A 14,871-nucleotide genomic window follows, 5' to 3' on the forward strand; every position below is an offset into this window, starting at 1 on the left:
GGCAGCGCGAACCGAGAACGCCAGCGCCGACGCAGACCCCGCGGGCGCGGCATCCACTCGCCCGTAGACTGGGGTGGTGTCAGAAATCACCCCCGATCTCGTGCGCCATCTCGGTGTGCTCGCGCGCATCCGACTGAGTGACGAAGAGGTCGAGCGCCTTACCGGCCAGCTCGACGTCATCGTCGACAACATCGCGAAGGTGTCCCGGGTGGCCACGCCCGACGTGGCGGCCACGAGTCACCCCATCGCCCTGCAGAACGTGTTCCGGCCCGATGAGGTCGGGCAGACCCTGACCCATGAGCAGGCGCTGCAGAACGCACCGGATGCCGCCGACGGCCGCTTCCGCGTCACGGCGATCCTGGGGGAGGAACAGTGAGCGACATCATCCGTCTGACCGCCGCCGAGCTCGCCGACAAGCTCGCCGCCGGCGAGGTCTCGTCGGTCGAGGCCACCCAGGCCCACCTGGACCGCATCGCCGCCGTCGACGGCGACGTGCACGCGTTCCTGCATGTGAACGAGAAGGCGTTGGATGCCGCGGCCGACAGCGATCGGCGACGCGCAGCCGGCGAGCAGCTCGGGCCGATCGCCGGTGTGCCCCTGGCGGTCAAGGACGTGCTCGTCACGACCGACATGCCCTCCACGAGCGGATCGAAGATCCTCGAGGGCTACATGTCGCCGTTCGATGCGACCGTCGTCGCGCGCTCGCGCGCTGCGGGCCTCATCCCGCTCGGCAAGACCAACATGGACGAGTTCGCGATGGGCTCGTCGACCGAGCACTCCGCCTACGGCCCCACGCACAACCCGTGGGATCTCGAGCGCATCCCCGGCGGCTCGGGTGGCGGCTCGGCCGCGGCGGTGGCTGCCTTCGAGGCACCGCTGGCGCTGGGCTCTGACACCGGCGGCTCGATCCGCCAGCCCGCGCACGTGACCGGCACGGTCGGCATCAAGCCGACCTACGGCGGGGTGAGCCGCTACGGCGCCATCGCCCTGGCCTCGTCGCTCGACCAGGTCGGCCCGGTGACCCGCACCGTGCTCGACGCCGGTCTGCTGCACGACGTCATCGGCGGGCACGACCCGCACGACTCGACCTCGCTGACCGACGCCTGGCCGTCGTTCGCCGACGCCGCCCGTGAGGGCGCGCGCGGTGACGTGCTCAAGGGCCTGAAGGTCGGCGTCGTCAAGGAACTGCCCGACAGCGGCTTCCAGGCCGGAGTCGCCGAGTCGTTCCGCGCGTCGCTCGACGTCCTCCAGGCGCACGGCGCCGAGATCGTCGAGATCAGCGCCCCGCACTTCGAGTACGGGGTCGCCGCGTACTACCTGATCCTGCCGGCCGAGGCATCCAGCAACCTCGCGAAGTTCGACTCGGTGCGGTTCGGTATGCGCGTCGACCTGAACGGCGGCACGGTCGAAGACGTCATGGCCGCCACCCGCGACGCCGGGTTCGGCGACGAGGTCAAGCGCCGCATCATCCTCGGCACCTACGCCCTGTCGGCGGGGTATTACGACGCCTACTACGGCTCGGCCCAGAAGGTGCGCACGCTCATCCAGCAGGACTTCACCGCCGCCTTCGGCCAGGTCGACGTCATCGCGACGCCGTCTGCGCCGACCACGGCGTTCAAGCTGGGCGAGAAGATCGGCGACCCGCTGCAGATGTACCTGAACGACCTGACGACGATCCCGGCGAACCTCGCGGGGGTCCCCGGCATCTCGGTCCCGTCGGGTCTGGCATCCGACGACGGCCTGCCCGTCGGCATCCAATTCCTCGCACCGGCGCGTGAAGACGCCCGGCTGTACCGTGTGGGCGCCGCTCTCGAGGCCGCGCTCGTCGACTCGTGGGGCGGTCCGCTGCTGGATCGCGCCCCCGTTCTGGGAGGGGCGCGCTGATGGCCGCGAAGATCATGGACTTCGACAAGGCCCTCGAACTGTTCGAGCCCGTGCTCGGCTTCGAGGTGCACGTCGAGCTGAACACGAAGACCAAGATGTTCTCCGACGCGCCGAACTCGTTCGGACGCGAGCCGAACACAGACCTCGCGCCGGTCGACCTCGGCCTGCCGGGGTCGATGCCGGTCGTGAACGCCCAGGCCGTGCGGTATTCGATCAGCCTGGGCCTGGCGCTCGGCTGCTCGATCGCCGCGTCGAGCCGCTTCGCGCGCAAGAACTACTTCTATCCGGATCTCGGCAAGAACTACCAGATCTCGCAGTACGACGAGCCCATCGCGTACGAGGGACAGGTCGAGGTCGAGCTCGAAGACGGCACGCTGGTCGAGGTGCCGATCGAGCGGGCGCACATGGAAGAGGATGCCGGAAAGCTGACCCACGTCGGAGGAGCGGCCGGCCGCATCCAGGGGGCGGAGTACTCCCTCGTCGACTACAACCGTGCGGGCGTGCCGCTGGTCGAGATCGTCACCAAACCGATCTTCGGGGCCGAGCACAACGCGCCCGAGCTGGGTGCCGCGTACGTGCGCACGATCCGTGACATCGTGCGGGCGCTGAACATCTCCGACGCGCGCATGGAGCGCGGCAACATCCGCTGCGACGCCAACGTCTCGCTGCGCCCGCGCGGGCAGGAGAAGCTCGGCACCCGCACCGAGACCAAGAACGTCAACTCGATGCGCTCGGTCGAGCGTGCGGTGCGCTACGAGATCCAGCGGCAGGCGGCGATCCTCGCCGACGGCGGCACGATCACGCAGGAGACCCGGCACTGGCACGAAGACACCGGCGTGACCTCGCCGGGTCGCCCGAAGTCCGACGCCGACGACTACCGCTACTTCCCCGAGCCCGACCTGCTGCCGGTGGTGCCCTCTCTCGAACTGATCGAAGAGCTGCGCGCCGCACTGCCCGAGCCGCCGGCGGCCCGCCGTCGCCGGCTGAAGGCAGAGTGGGGCTTCACCGACCTCGAGTTCCAGGATGTCGCCAACGGCGGCGTGCTCGTCGAGGTCGAGCAGACCATCGCCGCAGGGACCACGCCCGCCGCCGCCCGCAAGTGGTGGACGGGCGAGATCGCACGGCTGGCCAACGAGGCCGGGCGCGAGACGAGCGACCTGGTCGAGCCCGCGGCGGTCGCCGAGCTGCAGAAGCTCGTCGACGCGGGCACGCTCACCGACAAGCTCGCCCGCCAGGTGCTGGAGGGAATGGTCGCCGGCGAGGGCACCCCGCAGGAGATCGTGGATGCCCGGGGCCTGGCTGTCGTCTCCGACGACGGCGCGCTCATCGCGGCCATCGACGAGGCGCTGCAGGCACAGCCCGACGTGCTCGCCAAGATCAAGGACGGCAAGGTGCAGGCCGCCGGCGCCATCATCGGCGCCGTCATGAAGGCCATGCGCGGACAGGCCGATGCGGCCCGCGTGCGTGAGCTCATTCTGGAGCGCGCCGCGCAGTAGCGGCATCCCCTCGCGGAGGCCGTCGATGTCGGCGGTCTCCGCGAGAATGGACGCATGGGACGCGGTGACGGATCGGGCAGGCGGGTCTCGCCCGACGGCGCCGACGACACCGGCGCCGGCATCCTGCATGTCGACATGGACGCCTTCTACGCCTCGGTGGAGGTGCTCGACGATCCGTCCCTGCGCGGCAAGCCCGTCATCGTAGGCGGAGTGGAGGGACGCGGCGTCGTCTCCAGTGCCACCTACGAGGCGCGTCGCTACGGCGTGCGCTCGGCCATGCCTGTCGGGCAGGCGATGCGCCTGTGCCCGTCGGCGGTGGTGGTGCCCCCGCATTTCGAGCGGTATCTCGCGCTCTCGGGCCGGGTCATGGACCTGTTCCATGAGATCACGCCGCTGGTCGAACCGCTCTCCATCGACGAGGCCTTCCTCGACGTGCGCGGCGCGCGGCGCCTCTGGGGCCCGCCGGGGCGGATCGCGAGGATGCTGCGCACCCGTGTCCGTGACCAGACCGGGCTGACCTGCAGCGTGGGAGCCGCGGCGACCAAGCATGTCGCGAAGATCGCGTCCACGATGAGCAAGCCCGACGGGTTGCTGATCGTGGCGGAGGCCGACACCGAGGACTTCCTGGCGCCGCTGAGCGTGCGTGCGCTGTGGGGGGTGGGACCGAAGTCGTCCGAGGCGCTCGAGTCCCGCGGCATCCGCACTGTGAACGACATCCGCGAGACCCCGCGCCCCGTGCTCGAACGCATCCTGGGCGCGGCGATGGGCGATCGTGTCTGGCACCTGTCGCGCGGGCTCGACGCGCGCGAGGTCGAGACCGACCGCATCGAGAAGAGCGTCGGGCACGAAGAGACCTTCCGCACCGACATCGCCGACGAGCGGGTTCTGCGGGCCGAGCTGCGGCGCCTTGCCGATCGAGTCGGCGCGCGCCTGCGCGAGGCGCAGTGGGAGGCCGCGACGGTCTCCATCAAGGTGCGCTTCGCCGACTTCACCACCTACACGCGCGCGCAGACCATGCCCGAGCCCACGAACGTCGGTCAGCGCATCGGCGCTGCCGCACTCGACCTGTTCGACCGTCTCGAGCGACCGTTGCCCATTCGTCTGATCGGTGTGCGCGCCGAGAAGCTGCGCGCCACGGGCGCCGGCGGGCTCGCACTCTGGGACGACGACGCCGAATGGCGGCAGGTCGAGGGGGCGCTCGATGATGCGACCGCGCGCTTCGGCGCCGGCGTGGTCACCCGAGCGGCCCTGTTGGGCGAGCGGCGCGACGTGCGGGGCGTGACGCACCATCCGCCCGTTCGTCGACGTGACTGAGCGTCGTCGCGATCAAGGGTGGGAATGCGGCCCGCGGGCGGCTACCGTGGGAGCATGCCCAACATCGCACTCGAGCTCGGCAAGCAGGCTGCCGCCTTCGGCGTCAACGGCGCCTACGGCAAGCAGGAGGATGTCGACGGCATCCGTGTCATCCCGGTCGCCATCAGCTGGACGGGTTTCGGCGGCGGATCGGACGAAGCCGGCAACGGCGGCGGGGGAGGCGGGGGATACGCCGTTCCGATCGGTGCGTACGTGCGCCGCGGCGACGACCTCCGCTTCGAGCCGAACGTCGTCTCGTTCCTCGCCGTGGCGATCCCGTTCGTGTGGGTCGCAGGCCGCGCGCTGGCACGTGTCATCAAAGCCCTCAAGAAGTGACTCCGCTGCGGTCGGCGCGGCGCTGCAGACGGCGCGCGACCGCGTTCTGATCGCCGTGCGGGCCGCGCCCGCCGCCGCTCCGGTCGTGCTCATCGACGGGCGTAGCGGCGCCGGCAAGTCGACGCTGGCACGACTGCTCGTTCAGGCGTGGGGCGGGCCGGTGCAGCTCGTCGCGCTCGACGCGCTGTATCCCGGATGGGATGGGCTGGATGCCGGAACCGCACTCGCCCGGCGGTGCATCCTCGAGGCGCACCACCGCGGTGAGCCCGGCGTCTGGCGGCGCTGGGACTGGGACGCCGACGCTGCCGCCGAGGAGCACACGGTCGACCCGAGCGGCCCGCTGATCGTCGAAGGGTCGGGAGCCCTCACCGCCGTAACGGCTCCGCTGGCCGATGTGACCGTGTGGATGGACGGACCCGAGTCGTCGCGTCGCGGGCGTGCCCTCGACCGCGATGGCGACGCCTACCGTCCGCATTGGGAACGCTGGGCGCGGCAGGAGGCACGGCACGTCGCGCGCGATCGGCCCGGCGAGCTCGCGCAGGTCGTCGTCGAGGTCCCCTAAGCCTGCTGGACCAGCATCTCGAGCCGGTATCCCAGCCAGTCGTACACGCCGAAGCGGGGGTCGTCCTCGTCGTGGTCGTCTTCGGCGGACACGCCCAGCCGCGAGGCGAGGACGAGACGCAGCGCCGCCAATGACCGGAGCCAGGCCTCGAACTGCTCGGGGGAGAGCGTGACGGTCAGCTCTTCGAGCGACTCGGTCTCGGTGCGCGGCATCTCGAACGGTACCCCGAGGCTCTCGATGACGGTCTGCGCGTCCTCCTTGCGGCGGGAGAGGAGATCGGATGACGTCAGCTCGCGGAACTGCTGGGAGGCCTCACGATCGTCGGGATAGGCGTCGGGAGTGAGGCGCTGCACCGCGGGGTCGGTCTGGTCCGCGGCATCCATCACCTCCCGGAACTGGCGCAGCAGCTCGGCCAGGTTCGCGGCTTCGATGCGGGTGATCTGCAGAACGGTCATCGCGGCGCCTTCCGGATCGTGGCCCACAGGCCGTAGTCGTGCATGGCCTGCGCGTGCAGCTCCATCTGCTCGCGCGGCCCCTCGGCGACGACGGCGTGGCCCTCGTGATGCACGGAGAGCATGAGCCGCGTGGCGACCTCGCGCGGGTAGCCGAAGTACTGCTCGAGAACGCGCACAACGTAGCTCATGAGGTTGACCGGGTCGTTCCAGACCACGGTCTGCCAGGGGCGGTCGGGGTCGACGGTCTGATTCAGGTCGACGTCTTCGCGGGTGTCGGGGGCCGCCAGCAGACTCATGCCCATCCCAACTCGTGCAGACGGTCATCGTCGATGCCGTAGAAGTGGGCGATCTCGTGCACCAGAGTCGTGTGCACCTCATCGCGCAGCTCGGTCTCGTCGGCGCAGACGTCGAGGTGCGGCTCACGGTAGACGATGATCCGGTCGGGCAGCTCACCGACGCCGTAGCGGTCGCGCTCGGTCAGGGCCCAGCCGTCGTAAAGGCCGAGCAGATCGAGGCTGCCGTCTTCGGGGCGATCCTCGACGACGAACACGACGTTGTCGAGACCGTCGATCATGTCGTCGGGCAGCCGGTCGAGCTCGTCGACGACGAGGGCCTCGAACGCCGTGGCATCCATCTCCAGCATCCGCCGATCCCGCTCCTGTCATCGTTCTGGGCTCTCTCCATCATCGCAGGAAGGAAAGGGTGCCGCGGGCCGCATCGACCGGCCGGTGACAGCGGAGAAAAGGTGAGGTCCACACCCGATTCCGGGTCCGGACCTCGCTGCGTGGGGTCCCTGCGTGGACTGTTCACAAACCTTACCCCCGGTGCAGACGATTACCCGATTCGCGACGTTCCGGGGCCAGCCGTGGAGGCGATTGCAACTCCTCAAACCTTTCTGAGCGCCGCAGAGATCGACGGTCTCGTCGACGATTATCTGGCTGGAGGGACGGTCGCCGAGCTCGCCGCCAGGTACAAGGTGCACCGCTCGACCGTGTCGAAACACCTCACCGGCAACGGCGTCGCGCGGCGCTCGGCTGGGCTCCACAGATGGGAGGCTGCCGAGGCCGTTCGACTGTTTCGGCAGGGCGAATCGCTTCGAGGGATCTCCCGCTCGATCGGAGCCAGCCGCGACTCGGTGCGGAAGACGTTGGAGCGTTACCGGGAGCTCCCGCAGCTCGCCTGCCGCCAGTCCAGCACGATTGAGCAGTCCTTGCCGTGGCAACGTGTAGGCGTTAGTTGAACTGGAATGTCCGATAGGAACTGCGCACGTTGAAGCGCTTGCCCTCCTTGCGCTTGTGGAGGAGGCCCGCGACCGCGTCGACATCGTTTGGGCGCATCCCGAAGGATCGGCGCTTGGACCGCACCTGCTCCCTGATCACATCCCGCCAGCGATCAGGGCGGTTCATCGTGTCAGCCCGAAGCTTGTCTTCCTCATTCCATTGCCGTGTGCAGTGTGCCTGACGGGGTCTTCGTCCACCCAGCCGGTAGCGTCCTATGCGGAGAGGCGCCCCGCGACAGACCCTCTGCATCGTGTGCGGCAAGCGCTCCGAGCGCGACGAGATGGCCGGTGATCACGTCGTACGATGGAGCAAGGGCAGCAAGACAGTGCTCGAGAACTGCCAAATGCTTTGCGCGTTCGGCAACGGAAGCAAGAGCGATCGGGAGCCGCAGGGCGCCTGAGCCAGGAAGAGTGAGCAATGACGCCCGCCAGTGAGCAGACCGCTTCAACTGAAGTCAGGTCCGACTACAAGATCACGATCCGTGACTGCAACAGCATCACTGAAGCATCCATCGTGCTGCGCCCCAACGCGCTCAACATCAAGTATGGTCCCAACGGCATTGGCAAGAGCACAATCGCGAGGGCCCTTCGCTACCGCGCGGAAGGGGAGGCGAAGCTCGAGCAGCTCACACCCTTCATACACAGGGCAGACAAGAACGGGCCGCGTCCGTCCATCACGGGTGCAGACGAAATCATCCATGTCATGACGTTCGATGACCAGTACGTGTCCGGCTTCGTTTTCAAGCGGGACGAAGTGCTTGAGAACAGCTTCGAGGTCTTCATCAACACCGAAGACTTCCAGGACGGCATCGCCCAGATCGAGTCCCTGTTCGAGGCACTCAAGCAGACGTTCGATGAGGAAGTGGAGTTCAACGAAGCGCTGACAGGCTTTAAGGACCTGAAGGACGCCTTCAACGTCACCAAGAACGGTGCTATGGCCAAGACGAGCAAGGGCTATAAGGCCCTCGCCGTTGGCGGCAAGCTCGACAACGTGCCGGAGCACTTTCACGGCTACAAGAGCTTCATTCAGAGCGGTAACCCAGCGGGGTGGATCACCTGGCAAGCCAAAGGCAAGGAGTACCTAGAGCTCTCGGACAACTGCCCCTTCTGCTCAGTAGAGAGCGTGGACAAAGAAACTGCCACAAAGGTCTCGCAAGAGTATGAGACCACAGCGGTGCGCAACATGACCCAGCTCCGTGACGTGATCGAGCGCCTAGGCGACTACTTCGAGAAGACCGAACTGCAGAATTTGAAAGCAGCCACAGGTTCCCTCTCGGGCGTCAGCCCGGAGCAGGAGAACTTCCTGGTCAACTTGCGTGGACAAATCGAGACGCTCCTCAACAAGCTTTCAGACATTAAGACCCTGTCGTTCCATGCTCTTCGGGAAGAGGAGAACCTTGCGGCATTCCTCAGCGATCTGAAGATCCATGTGCAGTTCCTGCCCGCGTTACGCTCCGAGAAGACAACTTCAGTGGCCACTCTCATCAACGAGAAGCTGGACGAGGTGGCGGCCAAGATCGGTGAGGTTCAAGGGCGCATCAACATGCAGAAGGCCCGGGTGGCCAAGCTCATCAAGAAGAACCAGGAGGAGGTCAACGCGTTCCTTCGCTCAGCCGGCTATCGCTACACGGTGCGTATCGTTCCCACCGATGACACGTATCGCATGCTCCTCGATCACGTAGACGCACCCGGCCAGCACATCCAGGATGCGGGAAGCCACCTGAGCTACGGCGAGAAGAACGCCTTCGCTATGGTGCTCTTCATGCATGATGTGCAGCACCAGAAGCCTGACCTCGTGGTGCTTGACGACCCGGTGTCGAGCTTCGACAAGACCAAGAAGTTTGCCATCATCAACGAGCTGTTCCGAGGCAAGAACACGCTTCGGGACACGACGACCTTGCTGCTCACCCACGACATTGAACCGGCCATCGACATGGTCCGCGTCGGAACTAAGGGATTGTTCACGGCGGCTGAGCCCGTGGTGCACTTCCTCAACAGTCGCGGAGGCACTGTGACCGAAAAGCCCATCGAGCCCAACGACCTTCTGACCTTCACCAAAGTCTGCGAAGAGAACATCGCCTCGGCGTCTTCTTCGATCATCAAGTGCATCTACTTGCGGCGCTTGTACGAAGTGCACGGTACCGTCGATGAATGCTATGAACTCTTGTCTAATCTCTTCCACGGCCGTGACGTTCCTATCTTCAAGCCCTCCGATGTGCCCATGTCACCAGCCGAAGTCGCCAAGGCCACCACAGAGATTCAGAAACACATCCCTGACTTCGACTACACCGCTCTAGTGGCCGAGATGAAGACAGAAGGTTTTCTCAAAGCGCGCTTCGAAGAAACCGCTGTGGGCTACGAGAAGGTGCAGCTGTTCCGCATTATGACGGATCTCGATCCAGACCTTCCCCAGGGCGATGCGGTGTTCACAAAGTTTGTCAACACGACGTATCACATTGAAAACGAGTACGTGCTCCAGCTCAACCCGCGTGAGTTCGACGCGGTGCCGGAGTTCATCATCAACCGATGCGCGGAACTTCTTGCCAACGCGGCGTAGCTCCTCTTGGCACCGACTGATACGGGACACCATGGACGACCTCGAACGGAAAGGGGAGCTCTCGGGCTGTCGATCTCTTCCGAAGTAATCTCCGGGTCGCTCGTCGAGCTTGGGTGCGGAAAGATTCCAGTGATCCTTCGCTCGGCATACGACCCCGCGGTCGCCGCGAGCCTCGAACGCCACGGCGAACTGGCCCAATCGTTCGCGACCGCGGGACCTGCCGCGGTCGTCGAGTCATGGTCACGCCTGCGGACCGACTCGGCGCATCACGCAGTGTTGTGGATCAGCGAGTGGCCGCGCGCGATGGTCTACCCGGGGTTCCTCGCTCCGGTGCTGCTGTCGTCCGGTGTTCAGCGGTCGTTCTCGTTGCTGTGCACACCGATGCGTTACGATCAGGCCGCGCGAGACATCCGCAAGAAGAAGACCGAATACATCTCAGACGCCGCGCAACGGCAGCGGATCGGGCAGATCGAGGACGCCTCCCAGACCGCCGAGTTCCACGACGTGCTCCAGCAGGAAGCCGACCTCACTGCGGGCCATGGGGTCCTCCGCTACACCGGCCTCGTAAGCGTCTCCGCACTGACTACCGAAGAGCTCGACGTAACCGTCGCCGCGATCGAGCAAGCTGCAATCCAGGCGTCGTGTGGGACCCGGCTCATCGTCGGGCAGCAGGCACAAGCATTCACGGCGGCGGCGTTGCCTCTTTGTCGAAAGGTCTAAGCGTTAGCCGACGTGGAACTCCTGCTCCTTCTGTTCGCCGTTCTCGAACCACCGAATCAGGATGATGTCGGGGTCACCGCCACCCATGTGATGGAAGACCACCAGCTTTCGCTTCTGTCCGGCGTGGATCGTGGTCGGCTTCTCGTGGCCGGTGAGCATCATGCTCGAGCGCTCGCCAACCGCCGAGAAAGTGACCTCCTCTGCATCCGTATCACCTACATTGACGATCTCAATCCAGTGCCGAGTCGTGTACTTGGCACGCCCCTTGGAGTCATACTCCTTGAGTTCTCGCTCCGAGAACGGTTGCGCGCTGAAGCGGACACCACGGTCAGAGGAGGCGAGTGTTGGTGCTCCGAGCTCCATCTTCGCGATGTCGAACTCAATAGCCTTCCACACTTCATGTTCGAGCTGGCCTGCGTTCGCGAACTCTCCGAGGAGCCCGCGTTGGCTGACTTCCTGCCGGAACTGGCGGAGACCGTCAAGCTGCGCGGTATCGACGTCATTCGGCAACGGAGCCGTTGAGAAGTAGAGGTGCACGTGCTTGCCGGAGGCGACGGAGCGTTCGATCTCTTCGACCGTTCCTGAGACCGCTGCGGGTGTGGGAGAGCCGAGTCGGCTGCCGAAAAGTGCGATGACGATATCTGCGTGGTCGACGCCTTGTTCATTGATCTGCGCCTGCGGGTGTCCGCCGAGCAGTGGCACGGACGATGTCTCCCAGCGCCATGGCAGCAGCATGACTTGCTTGCCGACTGCGTTTGCGTCGTTCCATCCGTGGAGCGCTTTCTCGACGGCATCGCGGGCATCGGGGATATCAGAGGGTGACGCGATCGCGACGCGAAGAACTGTGGCAGCAAAACTCATGGTCCAAGGCTATTCGGCACCCCTGACATTCACGGTGGTGGGTGCTGCTCACCCTCGCAGTAGACCCCGCAGATGATCTGACACAGGGAGAGCCCCATGCGCACGTTCCACGATCCCGGCGCTGACGCCGGTGAAGCATCCGAAGCGCTCCGTGGACTCGCGCACGCGACCCGCGCCTTCGAGCATCCCGGTGACCTGTATGGCGTGCTCGGCGAGTTGCTCTACGGTGTGCGGTCGATGCGTCAGGTGCTAGACCAGCTCGCCCGCGCGCACGCTGACCACCGCCCACTCGCGTTCGATGACGATGGAGACCACGACATCGGATCCAATGCGGCCCTTACCGCCGCCGACGAGTTGCACCAAGCCGCCACTTTGATGGACCAGGTCGAGGAGCGTCTCGCCGCAGCTCACGCGGCATCCGGCCGTGTGGCGTGGCGCGACGAGCCCGCAGAGCATGTGGTCCCGGTGCAGCGATGGATCAGCGCGTGCTTCCTTCAAGAAGAAGAGGCTGACGAAGTACTCAGCCTGATCGACGAGGACGGTGTCGACTCCGCGCTGAACTTCCTCAAGAACTGGGACTACGGCGACGAGACCACCAACGCCGCGCTCGAGAATGGCTACGTCTACAACCTGCCGCCAACCGGACCGCTGGAGCAGGAAGTGCGCAACGGCAACTACGACATGACCTACAGCAATTCATTCGGCTACGTCGGGCTCTACCGCCTCCACGAGATCACCCACGACGCCGTCGATAACGGCGAAGTTATACAGCGCTCTGCGTCGTCGTGACTCTCGGCGCATGACGACGAGTACCCCGCCGCGCGGGCGAACTTCGACGATTGCTTGGCGTTTCTGGCGAACGTGGCGTTGATCTATCGGCGGTGTGACAACCAGAACCGCCGCCTGTGCAACCAGACATTCTTCCGCAAGATCTTCATCGACGAAGACAGGACGGTGCGGGTCGACTACCAAGCGCCGTATGACGCACTGTGCAATGTCCGCGCGCAGGGCAACGCTCTGAACTGGGCTGCCGAGGCGACAAAAAACGGCGAGGCCCAAACCTCAACAAGAGTGGTTTCTCTTGTCGAAGGTTTGAACCTCGCGACTATGGGGTGGCTGACGGGGCTTGAACCCGCGACCCCCGCGACCACAACGCGGTGCTCTACCAGCTGAGCTACAGCCACCATGTTCCCGCTCTCGCGGGCAACCAGAAGATTCTCTCACACCTGGGGCGCAAACGACGAAACGGCGGCGGCGGCGGCCGCCTTCGCATCGTCGCTGCTCGGTCCCGGCTGCGTGACGAACACGGCGTCGCGGTAGTAGGCGAGCTCGCGGATCGACTCGCGGATGTCGGCGAGGGCCCGGTGGCCGCCGTCTTTCGCCGGCGCGTGGAAGTACGCGCGCGGGTACCAGCGGCGCGAGAGCTCCTTGATGCTCGACACATCGACGTTGCGGTAGTGCAGCCAGTTGTCGACCTTCGGCATGTACTTCGCCAGGAACATGCGGTCGGTGCCGATCGTGTTGCCCGCCAGCGGTGCCTTGCCCGCCAACGGAACGAAACGCTTGATGTAGGCGAGGGTCTGTTCTTCGGCCTCTTCGAGACTCACGCCCTGCGGGATCTCGTCGATCAGGCCCGAGGTCGTGTGCATCTTCGTGACGAAATCGCCCATGTGCTCGAGCGCGGCCGGTGTGGGCCGGATCACGATCTGAAGTCCCGGATCGAGCACATTCAACTCGAAATCCGTCACCACGACGGCGATCTCGACGAGCTCGTCGACACTGAGGTCGAGGCCTGTCATCTCGCAGTCGATCCATACGAGCCGGTCGTTCTCGGATGCTCCCGCCATGCGATCATCCTACTGACCGGTGCGGACACCGCGTCCGCGAAAGCCCCTCCGGGAGGATTCGAACCCCCGACCTGGCGGGTAGAAACCGCTCGCTCTGTCCCCTGAGCTACGGAGGGATGGGTGCTCACAGGATACCGAACCCTGCTCGCTTCCGGGAACAGGCCTGGTGCGGCGCAGAGCCGTGGCGTACGGTCGGCAGTGCGGGATGGAGGTCATGCGATGAATGAGCAGACGGCGGGGAGCGAGACACGCCACGCGGTGTGGGTGGCCTACGGAACGGGCGGCGTGGTCGGCAGCATCCGCGAGGGTGATGACGGGTGGACGGTCACCATGGCGGGGGCCGATGCGTCCGCGGGTACCTATCCCTCGATGGAGGTCGCCAAGGCGGCGCTGCACTCGGCGATGACACCGGGCAGCGACTGGCCGAGGTTCGAGCAGCACTGACACCGGTCAGCGCGCGTAGCGCAGGCAGTCGACGGCGTCGTCGAGGGACCAGAACGCGCCCAGTTCGCGGAACATGCGCGTCGCCGGGTGATAGCGCAGCGCGCGATAGCGGATGCCGCGCGCTTCGGTGAAGGTGTCGACATGGCCGACGATCAGGCCGGCCGCGTCGACGAGACGCCAGCGGTTCTCGCCGATGGCGATCAGGTGCAGCCCGAGTCCGGCACGAAGTCGCGGCGGCTGGGCTGCCGGCGTTGTCGTGAGCATGGTGACCTCCCTCCCTCGAAGATAGATACGACCTCCGACATCGACGCGGGCTGACAGGCCTGCCCCGCTGTGCGTGCTCGGTTCCTCCCCAGGTGGCCGAGAAGCGGGCGAATCGCCTGGTCATCCACAGATGTGCGAACGCGGGCGTCGTCCGCTGCTCGATCGCGCCACAGTGGGATCAGCTCCGGTGCCCTCGGGCACGGGGCACCGGAGCAGCCGGGCGGCTGCCCGGCAGTGTCGGAAAGGACAGTGAGATGAACGACACGATCACGATCATGGGGAACCTGGCCGCCGACCCCGAGAGGCGGATGATCGGCGACGGCATGACGGTCACGAGCTTCCGCGTGGCCAGCACGCAGCGTCGCTTCGATCGGAAGGAGGGCAAGTGGGTCGACCGGGAGACGAACTGGTACGACGTGTCGGTGTTCCGCGACCTCGGCGACCACGCCTACGAGTCCCTGCGCAAGGGCGAGCGGGTCATCGTCAACGGGCGGCTGAAGATCCGTCCCTGGCAGACCGAGAAGAGCAAGGGCACGAGCGTGGAGATCGAGGCCGACGCTGTCGGTCATGACCTGTTGTGGGGCACGACGAAGTACACGCGGATCCGTCGCGGCGACGAGTGGAACGTGCCGGGGACGGATGCCGCGACCGCCGGCGACGCGGATCGCGCAGGCGAAGGGGAGGCCGACGCGGGCAGCGTGCAGCACTGGGTGACCGCACCGCTCGGGCAGGAGTCGGTCGCCCCGGCCGACACCGAGGAACATGCAGAGGGGCGCGTGCTCGAGGAGGCGCCGTTCTGACCAGGCGGTGGGT

At 66.1% G+C, this 14,871-nt stretch carries 18 protein-coding genes, 2 tRNA genes and 1 pseudogene; 13 read left to right on the forward strand and 8 right to left on the reverse strand.

From position 1 onward, the window contains the following. Nucleotides 1-76: 76 nt before the first annotated feature. The 6 genes from gatC to ABMQ42_RS11945 are packed head-to-tail and all read left to right on the forward strand — an operon-like array spanning nt 77 to nt 5,631. On the forward strand, nt 77-376 hold the full coding sequence (gene gatC, locus ABMQ42_RS11920) for an Asp-tRNA(Asn)/Glu-tRNA(Gln) amidotransferase subunit GatC (protein WP_349723221.1): 300 nt from the start codon (nt 77-79) through the stop codon (nt 374-376). Next, nucleotides 373-1,884, forward strand: a complete 1,512-nt coding sequence (gatA, locus tag ABMQ42_RS11925; protein WP_349723222.1) for an Asp-tRNA(Asn)/Glu-tRNA(Gln) amidotransferase subunit GatA — start codon at nt 373-375, stop codon at nt 1,882-1,884. Before gatC ends, gatA begins: the two co-directional genes overlap by 4 nt. Beyond that, entirely contained in the window at nt 1,884-3,380 is a 1,497-nt protein-coding gene (gatB, locus tag ABMQ42_RS11930) for an Asp-tRNA(Asn)/Glu-tRNA(Gln) amidotransferase subunit GatB (protein WP_502884690.1), read from the forward strand. Before gatA ends, gatB begins: the two co-directional genes overlap by 1 nt. Nucleotides 3,381-3,434: 54 nt before the next feature. Further along, on the forward strand, nt 3,435-4,694 hold the full coding sequence (locus ABMQ42_RS11935; RefSeq protein WP_349723223.1) for a DNA polymerase IV: 1,260 nt from the start codon (nt 3,435-3,437) through the stop codon (nt 4,692-4,694). 54 nt (nt 4,695-4,748) lie between these two features. Next, a complete protein-coding gene (locus ABMQ42_RS11940; RefSeq protein WP_349723224.1) occupies nt 4,749-5,069 on the forward strand; it encodes a hypothetical protein in 321 nt (106 codons plus the stop codon). Continuing rightward, nucleotides 5,044-5,631 (forward strand): nucleoside/nucleotide kinase family protein, encoded by a 588-nt coding sequence (locus ABMQ42_RS11945; protein WP_349723225.1) that lies wholly within the window; start codon nt 5,044-5,046, stop codon nt 5,629-5,631. The genes ABMQ42_RS11940 and ABMQ42_RS11945 overlap by 26 nt, the downstream gene beginning before the upstream one ends. Here the strand turns inward: ABMQ42_RS11945 and ABMQ42_RS11950 are convergent. From ABMQ42_RS11950 to ABMQ42_RS11960, 3 genes are read right to left on the reverse strand one after another with little or no spacing between them, the layout of a single operon-like run. Further along, nucleotides 5,628-6,086: a DUF2017 family protein gene (locus ABMQ42_RS11950; protein ID WP_349723226.1), complete on the reverse strand. Its 459-nt coding sequence runs from the start codon at nt 6,084-6,086 to the stop codon at nt 5,628-5,630. The two genes, ABMQ42_RS11945 and ABMQ42_RS11950, sit on opposite strands and share 4 nt — an antisense overlap. After that, complete coding sequence (gene clpS, locus ABMQ42_RS11955) at nt 6,083-6,388, reverse strand: ATP-dependent Clp protease adapter ClpS (RefSeq protein WP_349723227.1); 306 nt, start codon at nt 6,386-6,388, stop codon at nt 6,083-6,085. Before clpS ends, ABMQ42_RS11950 begins: the two co-directional genes overlap by 4 nt. Continuing rightward, nucleotides 6,379-6,729 carry a metallopeptidase family protein gene (locus ABMQ42_RS11960; RefSeq protein ID WP_349723228.1) on the reverse strand — a complete coding sequence of 117 codons (351 nt, stop codon included), beginning with the start codon at nt 6,727-6,729 and terminating at the stop codon, nt 6,379-6,381. The genes clpS and ABMQ42_RS11960 overlap by 10 nt, the downstream gene beginning before the upstream one ends. A gap of 222 nt (nt 6,730-6,951) precedes the next feature. Here ABMQ42_RS11960 and ABMQ42_RS11965 point away from each other — a divergent pair, with 222 nt between their 5' ends. The 4 genes and pseudogenes from ABMQ42_RS11965 to ABMQ42_RS11975 all read left to right on the forward strand — a co-directional run. Next, nucleotides 6,952-7,326 carry a helix-turn-helix domain-containing protein gene (locus ABMQ42_RS11965; RefSeq protein WP_349723229.1) on the forward strand — a complete coding sequence of 125 codons (375 nt, stop codon included), beginning with the start codon at nt 6,952-6,954 and terminating at the stop codon, nt 7,324-7,326. A gap of 254 nt (nt 7,327-7,580) precedes the next feature. After that, nucleotides 7,581-7,766, forward strand: a complete 186-nt coding sequence (locus ABMQ42_RS18180; RefSeq protein WP_502884691.1) for an HNH endonuclease signature motif containing protein — start codon at nt 7,581-7,583, stop codon at nt 7,764-7,766. A 17-nt stretch (nt 7,767-7,783) separates the two neighbouring features. Then, nucleotides 7,784-9,922 carry an AAA family ATPase gene (locus tag ABMQ42_RS11970; protein ID WP_349723230.1) on the forward strand — a complete coding sequence of 713 codons (2,139 nt, stop codon included), beginning with the start codon at nt 7,784-7,786 and terminating at the stop codon, nt 9,920-9,922. 117 nt (nt 9,923-10,039) lie between these two features. Further along, nucleotides 10,040-10,642, forward strand: a pseudogene (locus ABMQ42_RS11975) (SCO6880 family protein); the annotation flags it as partial. Nucleotides 10,643-10,645: 3 nt separating this feature from the next. Here the strand turns inward: ABMQ42_RS11975 and ABMQ42_RS11980 are convergent. Then, nucleotides 10,646-11,503: a DUF4062 domain-containing protein gene (locus ABMQ42_RS11980; protein WP_349723231.1), complete on the reverse strand. Its 858-nt coding sequence runs from the start codon at nt 11,501-11,503 to the stop codon at nt 10,646-10,648. 96 nt (nt 11,504-11,599) lie between these two features. Between ABMQ42_RS11980 and ABMQ42_RS11985 the strand changes: the two genes are divergently transcribed. Next, nucleotides 11,600-12,292, forward strand: coding sequence for a hypothetical protein (locus ABMQ42_RS11985; protein WP_349723232.1), 693 nt, complete (start codon nt 11,600-11,602; stop codon nt 12,290-12,292). Between the two features lie 319 nt (nt 12,293-12,611). Here the strand turns inward: ABMQ42_RS11985 and ABMQ42_RS11990 are convergent. The 3 genes from ABMQ42_RS11990 to ABMQ42_RS12000 all read right to left on the reverse strand — a co-directional run bounded on the left by ABMQ42_RS11990 (nt 12,612) and on the right by ABMQ42_RS12000 (nt 13,466). After that, nucleotides 12,612-12,687, reverse strand: a tRNA-His gene (locus ABMQ42_RS11990). A 36-nt stretch (nt 12,688-12,723) separates the two neighbouring features. Beyond that, nucleotides 12,724-13,350, reverse strand: coding sequence for an oligoribonuclease (gene orn / locus ABMQ42_RS11995; RefSeq protein ID WP_349723233.1), 627 nt, complete (start codon nt 13,348-13,350; stop codon nt 12,724-12,726). Nucleotides 13,351-13,393: 43 nt separating this feature from the next. Continuing rightward, nucleotides 13,394-13,466 (reverse strand) — tRNA-Arg (locus ABMQ42_RS12000). A 103-nt stretch (nt 13,467-13,569) separates the two neighbouring features. On the opposite strand from ABMQ42_RS12000, the gene ABMQ42_RS12005 reads away from it, so the two are divergent. Further along, on the forward strand, nt 13,570-13,794 hold the full coding sequence (locus tag ABMQ42_RS12005) for a methyltransferase (RefSeq protein WP_349723234.1): 225 nt from the start codon (nt 13,570-13,572) through the stop codon (nt 13,792-13,794). A gap of 6 nt (nt 13,795-13,800) precedes the next feature. On the opposite strand, the gene ABMQ42_RS12010 is transcribed toward ABMQ42_RS12005, so the two are convergent. Beyond that, entirely contained in the window at nt 13,801-14,058 is a 258-nt protein-coding gene (locus tag ABMQ42_RS12010) for a hypothetical protein (protein WP_349723235.1), read from the reverse strand. A 254-nt stretch (nt 14,059-14,312) separates the two neighbouring features. Between ABMQ42_RS12010 and ssb the strand changes: the two genes are divergently transcribed. Further along, the gene (ssb, locus tag ABMQ42_RS12015) at nt 14,313-14,858 is read left to right on the forward strand and encodes a single-stranded DNA-binding protein (protein WP_349723236.1); all 546 of its coding nucleotides are present in this window, start codon (nt 14,313-14,315) and stop codon (nt 14,856-14,858) included. The last annotated feature ends 13 nt before the right edge of the window (nt 14,859-14,871 follow it).

It is taken from the genome of Microbacterium sp. KR10-403 (genome assembly GCF_040196215.1).
Taxonomy (GTDB): Bacteria; Actinomycetota; Actinomycetes; order Actinomycetales; family Microbacteriaceae; genus Microbacterium.